Source organism: Natronolimnohabitans sp. A-GB9, from assembly GCF_030848565.1.
In the GTDB taxonomy this organism is placed as follows: Archaea; Halobacteriota; Halobacteria; order Halobacteriales; family Natrialbaceae; genus Natronolimnohabitans.
Window position 1 is genome coordinate 113,901 of record NZ_JAVDDV010000002.1, and the last position, 15,531, is coordinate 129,431.

At 65.9% G+C, this 15,531-nt stretch carries 14 protein-coding genes; 6 read left to right on the forward strand and 8 right to left on the reverse strand.

The annotated features are described in order from the left end of the window. Positions 1 to 60: 60 nt before the first annotated feature. Positions 61 to 771, reverse strand: a complete 711-nt coding sequence (gene ribB, locus RBH26_RS02995) for a 3,4-dihydroxy-2-butanone-4-phosphate synthase (protein WP_306756453.1) — start codon at positions 769 to 771, stop codon at positions 61 to 63. Next, positions 768 to 1,475 carry a DUF120 domain-containing protein gene (locus RBH26_RS03000; protein WP_306756454.1) on the reverse strand — a complete coding sequence of 236 codons (708 nt, stop codon included), beginning with the start codon at positions 1,473 to 1,475 and terminating at the stop codon, positions 768 to 770. Before RBH26_RS03000 ends, ribB begins: the two co-directional genes overlap by 4 nt. A gap of 473 nt (positions 1,476 to 1,948) precedes the next feature. On the opposite strand from RBH26_RS03000, the gene RBH26_RS03005 reads away from it, so the two are divergent. Further along, positions 1,949 to 3,061, forward strand: coding sequence for a glutamate-cysteine ligase family protein (locus RBH26_RS03005; protein ID WP_306756455.1), 1,113 nt, complete (start codon positions 1,949 to 1,951; stop codon positions 3,059 to 3,061). A gap of 8 nt (positions 3,062 to 3,069) precedes the next feature. On the opposite strand, the gene twy1 is transcribed toward RBH26_RS03005, so the two are convergent. Both twy1 and RBH26_RS03015 read right to left on the reverse strand, forming a co-directional pair. Further along, on the reverse strand, positions 3,070 to 4,104 hold the full coding sequence (gene twy1 / locus RBH26_RS03010; RefSeq protein WP_306756458.1) for a 4-demethylwyosine synthase TYW1: 1,035 nt from the start codon (positions 4,102 to 4,104) through the stop codon (positions 3,070 to 3,072). A 78-nt stretch (positions 4,105 to 4,182) separates the two neighbouring features. Beyond that, complete coding sequence (locus RBH26_RS03015; RefSeq protein ID WP_306756460.1) at positions 4,183 to 4,470, reverse strand: hypothetical protein; 288 nt, start codon at positions 4,468 to 4,470, stop codon at positions 4,183 to 4,185. A 138-nt stretch (positions 4,471 to 4,608) separates the two neighbouring features. On the opposite strand from RBH26_RS03015, the gene RBH26_RS03020 reads away from it, so the two are divergent. After that, positions 4,609 to 4,866: a hypothetical protein gene (locus tag RBH26_RS03020; RefSeq protein WP_306756462.1), complete on the forward strand. Its 258-nt coding sequence runs from the start codon at positions 4,609 to 4,611 to the stop codon at positions 4,864 to 4,866. A 104-nt stretch (positions 4,867 to 4,970) separates the two neighbouring features. Here the strand turns inward: RBH26_RS03020 and RBH26_RS03025 are convergent, their stop codons facing one another. The 3 genes from RBH26_RS03025 to glpK form a co-directional block, all read right to left on the reverse strand. Continuing rightward, a complete protein-coding gene (locus RBH26_RS03025; protein WP_306756463.1) occupies positions 4,971 to 5,660 on the reverse strand; it encodes an HAD-IIB family hydrolase in 690 nt (229 codons plus the stop codon). A 96-nt stretch (positions 5,661 to 5,756) separates the two neighbouring features. Then, entirely contained in the window at positions 5,757 to 6,815 is a 1,059-nt protein-coding gene (locus tag RBH26_RS03030; RefSeq protein ID WP_306756464.1) for a hypothetical protein, read from the reverse strand. Continuing rightward, positions 6,812 to 8,356 (reverse strand): glycerol kinase GlpK, encoded by a 1,545-nt coding sequence (gene glpK, locus RBH26_RS03035; RefSeq protein WP_306756465.1) that lies wholly within the window; start codon positions 8,354 to 8,356, stop codon positions 6,812 to 6,814. The genes RBH26_RS03030 and glpK overlap by 4 nt, the downstream gene beginning before the upstream one ends. A gap of 291 nt (positions 8,357 to 8,647) precedes the next feature. Between glpK and glpA the strand changes: the two genes are divergently transcribed. The 4 genes from glpA to RBH26_RS03055 all read left to right on the forward strand — a co-directional run bounded on the left by glpA (position 8,648) and on the right by RBH26_RS03055 (position 14,334). Continuing rightward, positions 8,648 to 10,390, forward strand: a complete 1,743-nt coding sequence (gene glpA / locus RBH26_RS03040; RefSeq protein ID WP_306756466.1) for an anaerobic glycerol-3-phosphate dehydrogenase subunit GlpA — start codon at positions 8,648 to 8,650, stop codon at positions 10,388 to 10,390. Position 10,391: 1 nt separating this feature from the next. Then, positions 10,392 to 11,693, forward strand: coding sequence for a glycerol-3-phosphate dehydrogenase subunit GlpB (glpB, locus tag RBH26_RS03045; RefSeq protein ID WP_306756468.1), 1,302 nt, complete (start codon positions 10,392 to 10,394; stop codon positions 11,691 to 11,693). A 70-nt stretch (positions 11,694 to 11,763) separates the two neighbouring features. Then, positions 11,764 to 13,116, forward strand: a complete 1,353-nt coding sequence (locus RBH26_RS03050) for an anaerobic glycerol-3-phosphate dehydrogenase subunit C (RefSeq protein ID WP_306756469.1) — start codon at positions 11,764 to 11,766, stop codon at positions 13,114 to 13,116. Next, positions 13,117 to 14,334 (forward strand): AAA family ATPase, encoded by a 1,218-nt coding sequence (locus RBH26_RS03055; protein WP_306756471.1) that lies wholly within the window; start codon positions 13,117 to 13,119, stop codon positions 14,332 to 14,334. 167 nt (positions 14,335 to 14,501) lie between these two features. On the opposite strand, the gene RBH26_RS03060 is transcribed toward RBH26_RS03055, so the two are convergent. Further along, positions 14,502 to 15,428, reverse strand: coding sequence for a DUF368 domain-containing protein (locus tag RBH26_RS03060; protein WP_306756472.1), 927 nt, complete (start codon positions 15,426 to 15,428; stop codon positions 14,502 to 14,504). Between the last annotated feature and the right edge of the window lie 103 nt (positions 15,429 to 15,531).

Genomic DNA, 15,531 nt, shown 5'->3' on the forward strand with positions numbered 1-15,531 from the left:
ACTCCGTGCTGGCGATCGGCTGAAGGTCGGGACAGCAGACCGTATGGGCCGGACCGCGACTTATCGGAGTCGCTCGAGAACGTCCCGTCCCTCGAGATACGTAAAGCCGTAGCGGTCGGCGTAGGCACGCGCATCGGCGGGCGTCATAGCCTCGCCGGTCTCGTCGTCTAACATCTCACAGACGACGACCGCAGGCGGGAGGTCGGCGGCGTCGGCGAGCGCGACACCGAGTTCGGTGTGGCCCTCGCGTTGCTCGAGGAGATCCGGGGCAGCCTTCAACAGGTGAACGTGGCCGGGGACGCGAAACTCCTCGGCAAAGGCGACCTCCTCGGGAGTGGCTGCGGCGTCGGCAAGCGCCCGGATCGTCCGCGAGCGATCCTTGTCGGTGATCCCGGTGTAGGTGTCGCGGTGGTTGACCGTCAGCGAGAACGACGAGCGTTCGTCGTAGCCCAGTTCGTGGTCGCCCGCCGCGGGGTGGTCGATCTCCTCGGTGTAGAAGGGCAGGTCGAACGCCTCGGCGACCTCGTGGCCGAGTGCGGTACAGACGAGCCCACCGGCGTCGTTGCGCAGTCGAGCGACGGCATCCGGCGTCACGGCGTCGGCGTGGTAGATCAGATCCGTTTCGCCCTCGCGGTCGGCCGCATCGTGGACGAGCACCGGCTCACCGGCTCGCAGCGATTCGAGGGCCGTCTCGACGGTATCGCTCGTCGTCGCACCCGTTCCGCCGTCGGCGTTCGCGTTCGATCGCGGCCCGGCGTGATGGCCCGTCATCGGCGATCACCCACGTAGACGGTGACGTGATCGTCGTCCTCAAGCCCGAGTTCGTCGCGGAGCTTGTCCGGGGCGATGACCTCGAGTTGGTCCTCGTCGTGGTGGGTCCGCTCCGGCGCGATGGTGTGGGCCTGCTCGTAGCGGTCGCCGTCGACCGTCTCGATCGTCGCGGCATAACAGACCGCGGGACCGTACGTTCGATCGTCGTCCTCCCAGCCGTCGATGGGAACGGGCTCGAGGGAGGCGACGGCGCCGCGCCGGCGGACGCTGTCGTCGCGCAGTTCGACGTTCAGCGTCCCGGGGAACGGCTCGTAGCCGAGACGCTCCTCGAACTGGCGTTTGTACCCCGGCAGGGAGATGTAGTGGCGTCCCTCGCCCATGCCGCTGGTGACGGTGCCGTCAAGTTCGATCTCCGAGTCGGCCTCGAAGATGCGACGGTAGTCCTCGTACTCGGCGTGGAGCGTGTGTTCGCCATCGTCGGTGATCGCTACCCACTGCCCGTCGCTTACGGTATCGCGCTCGAGCAGTCCGGCGCTCTCGAGTCGCTGGAGACGTCGCGAGGCGGTCTGATTCGAGGCGTCGAGTCGATCCGCGAGATGAGAACAGGAGATTTTGACGTCGCCCTCGAGTCCACCCTCGAGTGCGAGCAGTTTGAGCACGGCGAGTTCGTCGTGTCCGACGGCCGACTCCGTTGACGCTGACATACCAGTGGGTATGGGAACACTCCCTAAAAGCATACCGAATGTGGCATGCATACCAGAACTGTGACGAACCGTCGGGCGGATACCGCCGGTACCAGTCGGTTAGTGGGTCTGGTGAAAAAACCATCGGTGGGTCCCGCGGTTACGAGACTCCACCTCGAGTGTCGGGCGCGTCTCGAAAACGTGGGATGACGGGCGTGATACGGTCCCTGTACCGAGTTCCCAACAGGGCTGTGACCCTCCCGTGGTTGGGGCAGAACTGACTCACCGATCGATCTCACGACTGCAGCCGTCACCCGCGGGGACGGCCGCGACGTCGTGACCGACGGGTTACGGTGAGTATTTCCAGGCTCGGAAGACTCTTATATTGCACGAAAATATGACGCATGTGAACACGTCATATATCCAAATCCGCATGGAACGGAGAATCGAGCCGACCGACAGCGGACACACGCTGGCACCAGACCGGGACCACCGTGTTATCATCCGATCCTGAGGGGATACGGCGGAGCGTCGAGGTCGAGTACTGGGTCGTCGATGGCGAGGGGCGGCTGGTCGAACCAGGGCCGCTCGTCGAGGCGTCACCGGGAGCCGAACGGGAGTTCGTCGAACCGCTCCTCGAGGTCAAGACGACACCCTGTGAATCAGCGGCGGCGCTTCGCACCGAACTGTTCGACCGGCTCGGTGCCGTCCTCGACAGGGCCGACGACCTCGGACTAGGGCTCGTCCCGCTCGCGACACCGCTGTCCCACGACGAGATCCGAGAACGCCCCAGCGACAGGACGCGGATCCAGAACCGCGTCGTCGGCGAGGACTTCGAGTACGTCCGACACTGTGCGGGGACCCACGTCCACGTCGAACAGCAACCGGGACTCGAGATCGACCAGTTGAACGCCCTCATCGCGCTCGACCCCGCACTGGCGCTGCTCAACTCCTCGTCGTACTTTCGCGGCCTCCCGCTTGCGGCCGGCGCACGCTCGAAGCTGTACCGCTGGATGGCCTACGACGACGTCCCACATCAGGGATGGCTGTGGTCGTACGTCGACGACGCCGACCAGTGGGACCGGCGACTCGAGCGACGGTACGAGGAGTTCGTGACGGCAGCTACCGACGCGGGCATCGCCAGACAGGCCGTCGAAGCGAACTTCGATCCCGAGAGCGCGGTCTGGACGCCCGTGCAGTTCCGCGAGCAGTTTTCGACGGTCGAGTGGCGCTCCCCCGACAACGCGCTCCCGAGTCAGATCGTTCGACTGGCCAACCGAATGGCCGAACTCGTCGGTCGACTCGACGAGATCGACGTCCGTATCGAAGGGGAAACCGGCGACCTCCGCGAGGACACGCTCGTCCTCCCCGAGTTCGGGGCCGTCCTCGAATACGTCAACGCCGCGGTTCGAGACGGGCTCGAGTCCCCCGAGGTCCAATCGTATCTCGATCGGATGGGGTTCGACGTCGACGCCTACGAGCCGCTGTCCCACGAATTCGACGATCGCGGAGAAATCGGCACCGAGGCGGCGCGACGGCTGCGACTCGAGTACGCCGAACGCCTCCGACGGGATCTGCGGGAAGCGACACCGGTCAGTGGCGACTGATCGTCCGATCAGTAGTCGACGAGCGGATCGTGTTCCCAGAACTCGCTGCCTTTCTTGAGTTTGGGGACCCAGGTGTCCGCCTCTTTCGCGAGCAAGGCGACGCGGGACTCGGGGACGCCCCGACACTCCGTGAACTCGGGCATGTACGATTTGACGTCCTCGGCGAACTCGAGGACCTCCTCGTGGTCGGGCATCGCCGAGCGATCCAGTCGGCCCTGGGAGTGGCCGACGTGCATGTACGCCTTCAACTCGACGAAATCGGGGTCGGCCTGCTGGTAGAAGCCGGCGTACCAGTCGGGGTGGTGCATGTTCTCGCCTTTGACGAGGGTCGTCCGGAGGACCGTCCGCGTCTCGTCTTTCGCAGCGAGGACGTCCATCGTCTCGAGGAGGTTCTCCCAGGCGTCGTCTTCCGTCGCGCCGACGACCTCGTCGAAGGTGTGGCGTTCGGGTGCGTCGACGCTGACGTACAGTTGCGTGGGATCACACTCCCGGAGCACCTCGGGTCTGGTACCGTTGGAGACGAGAAACGTCGTGATGTCCCGGTCGTGGAAAGCCTCGATGAGTTCCGGAAGGTACGGGTAGAGCGTGGGTTCGCCGTCCAGCGAGATGGCAACGTGGCGGGGTTCCATCGCCTGGTCGAAGACCTCGCGGGGAACCTCGTCGTTGCCACCGAACCCCGACAGGAGCTTCTTTTGGAGTTCGATCGAGGCGTCGACGACCGCCTCGGGATCGTCCCACTCGACGTCGTCCATCTCGTAGGTGTGGCCCTGGTGGTCGCGCCAGCAGAAGACACAGCGCTCGTTACACCGGACGACCGGCGTCATCTGGATACAGCGATGGGACTCGATCCCGTAGAAGATGTACTTGTAACACTTCCCCTCGCCGCGGATGGCGTTTGCCGTCCAACCACAGGTCTGGGCAGCCGTGTGGTTTTGGCTGTGGTAGTCCGGACTCGAGACCTGCATCGCACCGCCGTCGTCTCCATCATCAGTTCGTTCGGCGTCGGTCCCCGCCCCGACGCCCGTTTCGGCGGAATCGCTCATGGTAGCCCCGCTTGGTCGGGGGCGGACAAAAGACGTATGGTAACTAGTGGACCCGCTTTGGAACGGACTCGAGTCGCGCTATTCGGGCAGTTCGCCCGGCTCGGCCGGCTCGTCGTCCTCGGAGACCACTTCGCGTTCGAAGCCATAGAGGACCAGCCCGGTGTTGGCGGTCATGATGACGCCGGTCATCGGAGCCGCCGCTACGAACAGGTAGAGCCCCACTCCGATCGCGAAGGGGATCGCGACGATCGCAGCCCACAGAAGCGGCCTCGAGATGTCGACACGTGTCGCGTCCCAGTAGGTCGCGCCGAAGAGGGTGCCCGTCACGACGGGACCGAGAACGGCGACGAGGAGATCCAGGACCATACGTTGTGGTTCGTCGGCCGAAAGAAAAACGTTCTGCGTAGCACAGCCACTGATCCGGTCCTCCGTCACGACCGCACTCTTATTATTCTCGAGTGGTATTTGTGAGTAATTGATTCGCAGGAAGAAGAACTCGTTCGATTGCTTACGGACGCGACAAACCGAGCGATCGTCGCTGCTCTCGACGACAGTGCTCGGAAACTCACCGTCGACGAACTCGCCGAACGGGTCGTTTCGGAGGATGGGACCGGCCCTCGAGCGTCGGCTTCCGAGGAAGCGGGGCTGCTCGAGTACGATCGCGACGAGAACCTCGTCACGCGTGGTACTCACTCGACGGTCGATGCCGAGCGGACGGCGATTACGGCCGTCGACGAACTCCTCGAGCGGTTTCGAGCGTGAAACGGGATCGGCGAAAGCGCCGTCGGGGTCCTCGAGGGATGGGAGAACGTCTCCGACTATTGCCGAGAGATGGCCGACGAGGCCGAGGACGAACTCGTTCTGGTCTACGGCACCGACGAGCCGCGAACGCGCTCGAGGACGGACAGCGTGCCGTCGGCGTGGATTCCCTCGAGGACGTCGTCGGCCGCCGATTTCGCCGCCTCGTCGGCGTTCGCGACGGCGAAACTCCGGCCGACGATCTCGAACGTCGAGACGTCGTTGATCGAGTCACCGACGGCGACGGCCGCCTCGAGGTCGATGTCGACGTGGTCGGCGATCGTCTCGACGCCGTCGCCTTTGTTCGGGTCGACGTCTTTGACGTGGTAGGCGTAGCCGGTATCGATCACCTCGAGACCGTGTCTCGCGGCGATTTCCTTCAGCGGTCCGACGGGCTGGTCTACGTTGACCGCGATTTCGGTCTCGCGCCAGCGGTTGACGGTGTCTTCCTCGCCCCAGCCGAGCGCGTAGCCGGCGGCCCGGTACTCCTCGGTGACGGCCCGTGCGGCCTCACGGTCGGCGGTGAAGTAGACGTCGTCGCCGGTGTAGACGACGCCGCCGTTCTCGGCGACGACGAGCTCCGGAATCCCGACGAAGTGACAGAGAGCGACGGGATAGGGGAAGGCCTTCCCCGTCGCGATTACGACGGGTGCCTCCCAGTTGCGAACAGGATCGAAGACGCGCGGGTCGAGTCCCCATCCCTCCGGACGGGTGAGCGTGCCGTCGATGTCGAGCACCAGCGGCGGATCGGCTGTCATATCTGCACGTGGGCCGGCCGTCGCCTAAAGCGGACGGTTCCCGGCGATAGCGTCGTTTCTCACGCTCGAGCGCGAAAATAGGGGACGGCCCTAGTGCTAAAGCGTCGGGACCCAGGCGGCGTCGGGGAAGATCCCCGCGAAGTACAGGAGTGCGACGAGCAACGTTCCGAAGACGATCGCCGCCGCGGGCGGGTCGACGTGTGTGTCGCCGTGGGCGTAGAAGACGCGCTGGAACAGTTCGCCGAACAGCGCACAGACGACACCGAAGACGATCGCGACGAGCAACGCGCCCGATTCGCCGAGTCCGGCGACGACGGCGTCCCCGCTTGCCATCACGGCCAGCGCGGCAGTCCCGGCCGGGAGCGTGATGTGATGTGTCACGGGGACCTTCTCGATGCCGAGGTTGAGAAACAGCAGCGAGGCCGCGCTGATTCCGAACGCGAGGAACGGACTCCCCGTCGCGATGGCGATCCAGCCGCCGAGGATACCCGCGAACGCGCCGATCGTCGCGACGTGGCCCCACCGGTACTGGTGGGGGAGCCAGGGTTCGACGGCGAACCGGCCCGGCTGTGCGGCCGAACCGCCAGCGTCGGTATCGGGTCGAACGATATCCCCGCCGTCGGTAGCGGAGCGACGCTCCCCGCGCTCGAACGGGCTCATGTCGAGGACGTTGCGCCCGCGTATCGTACCGATAACGCTGTATCCCAGTACGAGCCGGTGGAAGATCGCCGAGAGCACGACACCCATCGCGATGGGGTCGTAGGGCAGTGCGAGCGTCTCGGAGACGATCTGGAGCCACCAGCCGAGCAGGCCGAACGCGGCGCCGACCGCGAGCACGTCGGGTCTGGTACCAAGCGCCTGCACGATGTTCTTCGCCTGATGATAATCGGTCTGGAACCCGTCCATGTACCCCATACGCGCGGCGTACGCCGTCGCCGCGACGCCACCGCCGAAGCTAACCGCCGGCGAGAATACGGGGCCGAAGGCAACCTGGTCGGTGATCGCGCCGTCACCGCCGGCGAGTACGGCCGCCTCGCCGGCGATCACCATGAACCCGGTGAAGACGAACGCGGGAAGCGGACCGATCGCAGCGCCGAAGGCGCCGCCGCCGAGCGCAGCGATGATGGCGGCGAGATCGAACAGCTCCTCGATCATTCGGCTTCGCCGTCGTCCGCCCAGCCACGGGCGCGGTCGACGGCGTCCTGCCAGCGGCCGTACCGCCGATCGGCTCGCTCGGGGTCCATCGTCGGCTCGAACTCGCGGTCGATCTGCCAGTTGTCGCGCAGGCTATCGATATCGTCCCAGTAGCCGACTGCCAGCCCGGCCGCGTACGCCGATCCCAGCGCCGTCGTCTCGTCGACGACCGGACGGACGATCTTCGAGCCGATGATATCCGACTGGAGCTGACAGAGATAGTTGTTCTTGACCGCGCCGCCGTCGACTTTCAGCGAGGTCATCTCGATCCCCGAGTCGGCTTCCATCGCTTCTGCGACGTCGCGGGTCTGGTAGGCGATCGACTCGAGTGTCGCTCGAACGATGTGTTCTCGCTTCGTGCCGCGGGTCATCCCGACGATGGTCCCGCGGGCACGCTGGTCCCAGTGCGGGGCACCCAGGCCCGTAAAGGCGGGGACGACGTAGACGCCGTCGGTCGAGTCGACGCTGCGGGCGAGTTCGGCCGTCTGGGCCGGGTTGTCGATCAGCGAGACGTCCTCGAGCCACTCGATCGCCGCGCCGGTGATGAAGATCGACCCCTCCAGGGCGTACTGGACCGGTTCACCCGACCGCTGGAACCCGATCGTCGTCAGCAGGCCGTGATCGCTCTCGACGGCCTCGTTGCCGGTGTTCATCAGGAAAAAGGAGCCGGTGCCGTAGGTGTTCTTCGCGTCGCCGGCGTCGAAACAGGTCTGGCCGAACAGCGCGGCCTGTTGGTCGCCGAGTGCCCCCGCGACGGGGACCTCGGCCTCGAGGAACCCCTCAGGGTCGGTCGTCCCGTAGGTCGCGTCGTCGCTCGAGGGGCGCACCTCGGGTAGCATCTCGCGGGGGATCGAAAACTCCGCGAGCAGGTCGTCGTCCCACTCGAGGTCGTGGATGTTGTACAACATCGTCCGCGAGGCGTTCGTGACTTCGGTGACGTGTTCACCCGTGAGGTTGTAGATCAGCCACGAATCGATCGTCCCGAACAACACGTCGCCCTGTTCGGCCCGATCGCGGATATCGTCGGGTCGGGACCGCTCCATCTTGATCGGGTCGGCCTCGTTCAGCAACCACTCCGCTTTCGTCGCCGAGAAGTAGGCGTCGGCCTCGAGGCCGGTCTTCTCGCGAATCGTCTCGACCGTCCCGTCGTCCTCGAGCCGTTCGATGCGGTCGGTCGTCCGCCGGTCCTGCCAGACGATGGCGTTGTGGACCGGTTTGCCGGAGTCGGCGTCCCACAAAAGTGTCGTCTCGCGCTGGTTGGTGACACCGATGGCCTCGAGCTGGTCGGGACCGATACCGGCCTGTCCGAGCGCCTGCGTAATGACGCGTCTGGTGTTCGCCCAGATCTCCATCGGGTCGTGTTCGACCCAGCCGGGTTCGGGATAGATCTGTTCGTGTTTCTCGTAAGCGTTTGCGACGACCTGGCCGCCGTGGTCGAAGACGATAAATCGCGTCCCGGTCGTCCCCTGGTCTACCGCACCGACGTACGTTGACTCTGTCACTGGTGGTCACCCGTGTGGCTACGCGACGTCTTTATCAGCGGTCGCGTGATGTCGATAAACAACATTCACGGTCAGTATAAATGTTGCCGAAACTGTTCGTCCCGTAAGGGGTCTGATCGAGAACATCGACCGCGTACGGCGGGATCCAGTCGGGATTCGTGACTGTTTCGACGCCACGGCTCGTCGTGGAGCAGCGTACCGGTGCTCCAGACACTCCGGGAGGTTCTGTTATGGGCGGTCGACCAGCGCCGATAAAATAATGGGGGCGGACGCCAAGAGACGAACGAAGGGATGGCAACCGACACCGAGGTCCTCGTACTCGGGGGTGGATCGACGGGCTGTGGCATCGCACGTGATCTGGCGATGCGCGGCCTCGAGGTAACCCTCGTCGAGCGAGGCAACCTGACCGATGGGACGACCGGGCGCATGCACGGCCTGTTACACAGCGGCGGCCGCTACGCCGTCTCGGACCAGGCCAGTGCGACCGAGTGTATCGAAGAAAACGAGATCCTCCGGGAGATCGCGGGCCACTGCGTCGAGGAGACCGGTGGTCTGTTCGTCCAGCGACCTGAGGACGCGGACGACTACTTCCGGGAGAAACTCGAGGGCTGTCGCGATTGTGGGATTCCGGCTCGAGTCCTCTCGGGGCGGGAAGCCCGCGAGGTCGAACCCTACCTCGCGGACGACGTCAAACGGGCGATCGAGGTTCCCGACGCCGCGGTCGATCCGTTCCGCCTCTGTGTCGCCAACGCCGTCGACGCCGAGAACCACGGCACACGCATCGAGACCCACGCCGAGGTGATCGACCTCCTGCGCGACGGCGACGACATCTACGGCGTCGAGGTACGCCACGATTCCGGGCCCGGAAAGCGAGCACACGGGGTGGCAGGGACCACCGAGGAGATTACGGCCGACTACGTCGTCAACGCGACCGGCGCGTGGGCCGGACAGATCGCAGCGTTGGCCGACCTCGAGATCGCAGTCCGCCCCTCGAAAGGCGTTATGACGATCATGAACGTCCGGCAGGTCGATACCGTGATCAACCGCTGCCGGCCGAAAGGCGACGCCGACATCGTCGTTCCCCACGAGACGACGGCCATCCTCGGCACGACCGACGAGGAGGTCTCCGATCCCGACGACTACCCCGAGGAGGAGTGGGAGGTCGACGAGATGATCGACACGCTCTCGGAACTGGTCCCGATCCTCGAGGAAGCCCGGACGATCCGCTCGTTCTGGGGTGTCCGCCCGCTGTACGAACCGCCGGGGACCGGGACACAGGACCCGACGGACATCACCCGGGACTTCTTCCTGCTCGATCACGCCGAGCGCGACGGCGTCTCGGGGCTGTCGAGCATCGTCGGCGGGAAGCTCACGACCTACCGGGCGATGGCCGAGGAAATCTCGGACCACGTCTGTGAGAAGTTAGGCGTGACCGCCTCGTGTGCCACAGCCGACGAGCCGTTGCCGGGCAGTGAAAACATCGAGGCCCTCGAGGCCGGCATGGACGACTTCGGCCTGCGCTCGCCGGTCGCCCGCCGGAGCAAGCAACGGCTGGGAAGTCGGGCGCGCGAGGTGCTCGAGACCGACGCGCCGAATCCCGTCGTCTGCCAATGTGAGGGTGTCACCCGGGCAGAGATCCGGGACGCGATCGCCGACTCCGGCTCGGACCTGAACGCGGTCCGGATCCGGACCCGTGCCTCGATGGGCAACTGTCAGGGCGGCTTCTGCTGTGGAACTATGGCCTCCGAACTTCACCCCGAGTACGACGAGGCGACGGTTCGCTCCGCACTGGACGAACTCGTTCAGGAGCGCTGGAAGGGCCAGCGCCACGCCCTCTGGGGCGAACAGCTCTCGCAAGCGATGCTCAACTACGCGTTGCACGCGACCACGATGAACCGGGACCGGGATCCGGCCGGCGAGGAAGACGCGTCACTCGAGTACGACGCCTTCGACGGCGGTCGACCGGCGGCCGAGCCACGCACCGACGGCGGGAAACACGGTCGAAATGCGAGTCGAGATCGGGGTGACCACTGAGATGGCGATCGAGGACGACGTTCTCGTCGTCGGTGGTGGTCTCGCCGGCGCGATGGCGGCGCTTTCGGCCGCGGACGCAAACGACGACGCTCGAGTGCGACTGGTAACCTACAAACAGAGCACGCTGCGCCAGGCCAGCGGCCTGATCGATATCCTCGGGTACACGCCCGCAGGCGAGGGGCCACTCGTCGATCCCTTCGACGCCCTCGAGTCCCTCCCCACGGGACATCCCTACGAGCGCGTCGGAAGCGAGGCCGTCCGCGACGCGCTCGCCTTCTTCGACGAGATCGCGGGCGACGCCTACGCCGGCGGGCACACGAACGCGAACGCGCTCGTCCCAACCCACGGCGGAACCGTCAAACCGACCGCACGCTATCCCGCCTCGACGGCCGCCGGGCTGGCCAGCGACGACCGCGACGCGTTGCTGGTCGGCTTCGAGACCCTGCCCGACTTCGACGCGCCGCTGGCCGCGGCCCACCTCGAGGCAGCCGGCGTCCCGTTCGACGCCCGCGGCGTCACGGTCCCGTTTCCCGGCATCGTTCGCGACGACGCGAAGGTGACGCGCTATGCACACCTGCTGGATCGCGACGAGACGGTGACGACGGGTGCCGGCGAAACTGGCGCGCGCGAGGCGCTCGCGACGACTGTCCGCGACCACCTCGAGGACGAGTCTCGCGTCGGATTCCCTGCAGTTTTGGGCGACGACGACGCCGACGGGGTGCGCGCCGAGCTAGCGGACACACTGGAAGTCGACGTCTTCGAAGTGCCGATGGGACCGCCGAGCCTGCCGGGGATCCGACTCGAGGAGCTGCTGTATGGAGCACTCGAGGACGCCGGGGTGCGCGTGACGTCGGGGGTGCCGGTGGTCGACTACGAGACCGGCGCTAATGGAAGCGACGAGCACATCGACCACGTCGTCGTCGACCGCAACGGCACCGAGATCCCCCACCGGGCCGACCAGTACGTCCTCGCGACGGGCGGGCTGGTCGGCAAGGGCGTGCGCTCCGAGCGCGACCGCGTCTTCGAACCGATCTTCGACTGTCACGTTCCCCACACTCCGGACCGCTACGACTGGTTCGTCGACGACGTCTTCGGCGACCAACCCTACGCTCGCTTCGGTCTCGCGCCCGACCGCGAGTTGCGGCCAGTCGACGCGACCGACGAGCCCGAGTTCGTAAACCTCCGGGCAGCGGGAGCCGTACTCGGCGGCTACGACTACGCAGCCGAGAAGTCCGGCGCCGGCGTCTCGATCGCGACCGGCTACGTCGCCGGGAAGCGAGCCGCCGAGGTGGTGGACCGATGAGCGAGCCGGGCGACTCGAGCCCGCGTCTCGAGCGAGCACCGCGATTCCAAGCGACAGCGACTAGTAACTCATGAGCGACACAGAGCGACCGACCGACGATGGCGTACCGGGTACGGAAGACGACGAGTTCGAACCGGTTCAGGTGTTCCCCGAGGCAGCGGAGATGGACCTCCGACCGGGTGCGGACGACTGCTACAAGTGTTCGACCTGCGATACGAACTGTCCCGTCGCCGAGGTCGACGACGAGTTCCCCGGCCCGAAGTTCCAGGGCCCCGAGCAGTGGCGGCTCAAGCGTCAGGACGACCACGACATCGACGACTCCGTGATGAAGTGTTCGAACTGTATGCGCTGTGATAGCGCCTGCCCGTCCGAAGTCCCTCTCTCGCAGATGCACAACACGGCCCGCGGGGAGTACGTCGAAGAGAACATGTCCACGTTCTCCCGTGAGTACCTCCGGAACCGGCTGCTCGCGAACTACCGCCGACTCGCCCCGCTTGCGGCGACGTTCCCACGGACGGCGAACTTCGTGATGGGACTGTCCGCGACCAAGTGGATCGGCGAGAAGGTACTGGGGATCACGAGCGAGCGGGAGTTCCCCGAGTTCGCGACCGAGACGTTCCGCGAGTGGTGGACGAAACGGGGCGGCGCCCACGTCGAGAGCGACGAGAACCGAATCGCCTACTTCCACGGCTGCTACGCGAACTACAACACCCCCGAAGTAGCGAAGGCCCTGGTCCGGGTCTACGAACATTTCGGCTACGAGGTCATGGTCCCCGAGCAGTCCTGTTCGGGCACGCCGATGTTCGCCAACGGAACCCTCGAGGACGCCCGCCGGGCCGCCGAGACCAACGTCGAGGCCCTCGCCGCGGCCCTCGAAGACGGCGCGGACATCGTCGCCTCTTGCAGTTCGTGTTCGATGTCGATCCGCCAGGAGTATCCCGAACTGTTCGACTTCGAGGACACCGCGGCCGTGGCCGAAAACACCTGGGACGCTGTCGAATACCTTCGCGTCCACGAGGACCTCGAGGGTGAACTCGCGGGAACGAGCGTCGACAGCGCGGCGTTTGCCTATCACGCACCGTGTCATTCACGTAATCAGGGACTCGATGGACAAACGATCGAACTGATGAGCGCGATCGACGGGGTCGAGGCACACGACGTGGGTGACTCCTGTTCGGGGATCTCCGGCACCTACGGCTGGAAGGCCGAGCACTACGAGACGTCGATGAAGATCGGCGAGGAGATGTTCGAACACATGGAGTCGGCCCCCGCCGAGACGGGATTGACGGAGTGTCCGACCTGTTCGATGCAGATGGAACACGGGACGGGCTACGAGATCAAACACACCCTCGAGGTCATCGAAGCGGCGCTCCTGGAGGGAGACCACGACGCGGACCGACGCGGGCGCCAGGAGGCACGGTAGATGGAGTTACAGGAACGCATCGCCCGCCGACTATCGACGCGTGGGGATCCGGGTATCGTAGTCGACCGCGACCACCTCAGTCCGGTCGTCCATCCGACGGAGCCAGTGGGCCGCGGTTCCGTCCTCGAGCAGTTGCTCGACGTCCTCGAGCCAGTGTTCGACGGCGAGTTGCCGCCGCCGGTCGCCGTCGTCGGGCCGTCGGGTTCGGGGACGTCGGCGATCGTCACTGCGCTGTTCGACGCCCTCAACGAACGGTTCGGGGCGTCGACCCGGACGATCGGCACGACGACCCGGGCCGGGAGCGACGAGCCCGTCACGTGGTTCGTCTACGTCGACGGTCGCCGCGTCGAGAGCGCCTTTACCTTCTACCGAGCCGTCCTGTCGGTCGTCGCGACCGAGCCGGTCCCCGAAAGCGGCATCGGAACCGACGCGCTCCGCGACCGCCTCGAGGATCGACTCATGCGACCGGACCGACGCGCGGTCGTCGCGATCGACCACCACGACGAGCCCGAGACTCTCGACTTCGAACGGGCCTGTGAGTTGCTCGAGCCGGTCGCGGAAAGCGTCTCGACGGTCGCGGTCGGAACGTCGGTTCCCGAAACGTGGGCCGACGGCGATCCGACCGTTCCCGTCCCCGCTTACCGTCGACACGAACTCGTCGACGTCATCACCGACCGGGCCTCGAACGGACTCGCGGCGGGCGCCGTCGACCACGAATCGATCCGTGACGTGGCGACGTGGGCCGACGGCGACGCCCACGACGCGCTCGCGATCCTCTTCGGCGGCGCCGTCCTCGCAAGCGACGCGGACCGCGACCGGATCGAGGCCACACACCTCGAGACCGCGCGAGCCGACGTCCCCGACGATGGCGTCCACCTCGATCGAGTGCTCGCCCTACCGGAGACCCGCCAGCGCGTCCTGTGTGCCCTTATCGACGTCGATACCGATGAACGGCCGATCCGAACGGTCGCAGCCGACATCGCCGATCGCTCGTCGCTGACGACGGGGACGGTCAAGCGGTTCCTCTACGAACTCGCGGACCAGGGACTTCTCGAACGCGTCCCCCTTCCCGCAAGCGGCAGCGGACGCCGACCTAGCGCGGTCGTTCCGAACTTCCCGACGATCGCCTTTCGGGCGCTGGGGCCGTCGACGGCCGGCGACGAGAGAGCGGCTGACGACGGCGACGACCCCAAAACGAGCGGAGACGAAACGATCTGAGACGGTCTCCCGTCATCAATTACCGCTGTCGGTCAGTGTCGATACACGTACGATCCGGTTGTGATACTGTTGGACAGCACGAGTCGACGGTCGGTCGCGCGACTGCGGCCGTCCCGACGGTATGAGTGTGCCGGGACGTCGAGACGGAAAGTCCTCTCGCAATACCGTCAGTACTCGAGGTCGTCGGTGTACCAGTCGACGAGCAAGACGGCACCGGCACCGACGAGCGCGGCGACGACGGCCACGCTGGGGGTTCCGTACGCCGTCTCACCGAGGTTCGTCGTGACCTCACGATACGGCAGCCGGAGCGCGCCGACCATCAGGCTCACGAGGAAGGCAAGCGTCGCAGCCCGATACCGATCCAACGCGTAGCCGACCGCGTGGGCCATCGTGAACAGACCGATGACGGCGCCGGCACCGAAGATTGCGACGACCGCGCCGGCCTCGATCACCGGCTCGAGTGCGTTCCCGTTGAGTAGCCCGATTACCCCGTCGACGAACGTGCTCAACACGCCGGTCAGGTATTCGTACTGGCCAAGCACCAGGAGGAAGAACGCGCCCGAAACGCCGGGTAAGACCATCGCACAGATCGCGATCGCCCCGGCCACGAAGACGATCACCGGACCGTGGGAGACGTCACCCGCGGTGATCCCAGTCACCGTAAACGCGATCGCGATCGCGACGAGCGAGACGCCGATTCGAGCCGGCGTCCAGCGTTCGACCTGTCCGTAGAGGACGACCGCCGACGCGGCGATCAACCCGAAGAAAAAGCCGTAGGTCGGCACCGGATACGTCGTCGCCGCACCGTGCATCACCCGCGAGAGGACCACGATCGCCGACGCGACGCCGAGCCCGAGAACGATCAGAAACGCGAGATCCATCCGCTCGAGTTCGGTCCGCAGACTCGCTCGAGCCTCGGGATCGTGGGCCCGCAACGCCGGCCGAAGCCGGCGCGGATCGATCGCCGTGATCGCCCGAATCATTCGATCGTAGATACCGACGATGAGCGCGATCGTCGCGCCCGAGACACCGGGCACGACGTCGGCTGCCCCCATCGAGAATCCTTTCAAATAGACGGCGAGAAATTCCCGCATTGGGCAGGGGTATTCCGGACGAGGGCAAAAGGCTTCTCACTTCTGTAGATCGGTGCAGATCACGGGCTACGAGCGACCGTATCGGTGCGGAAACGTGAGAGCA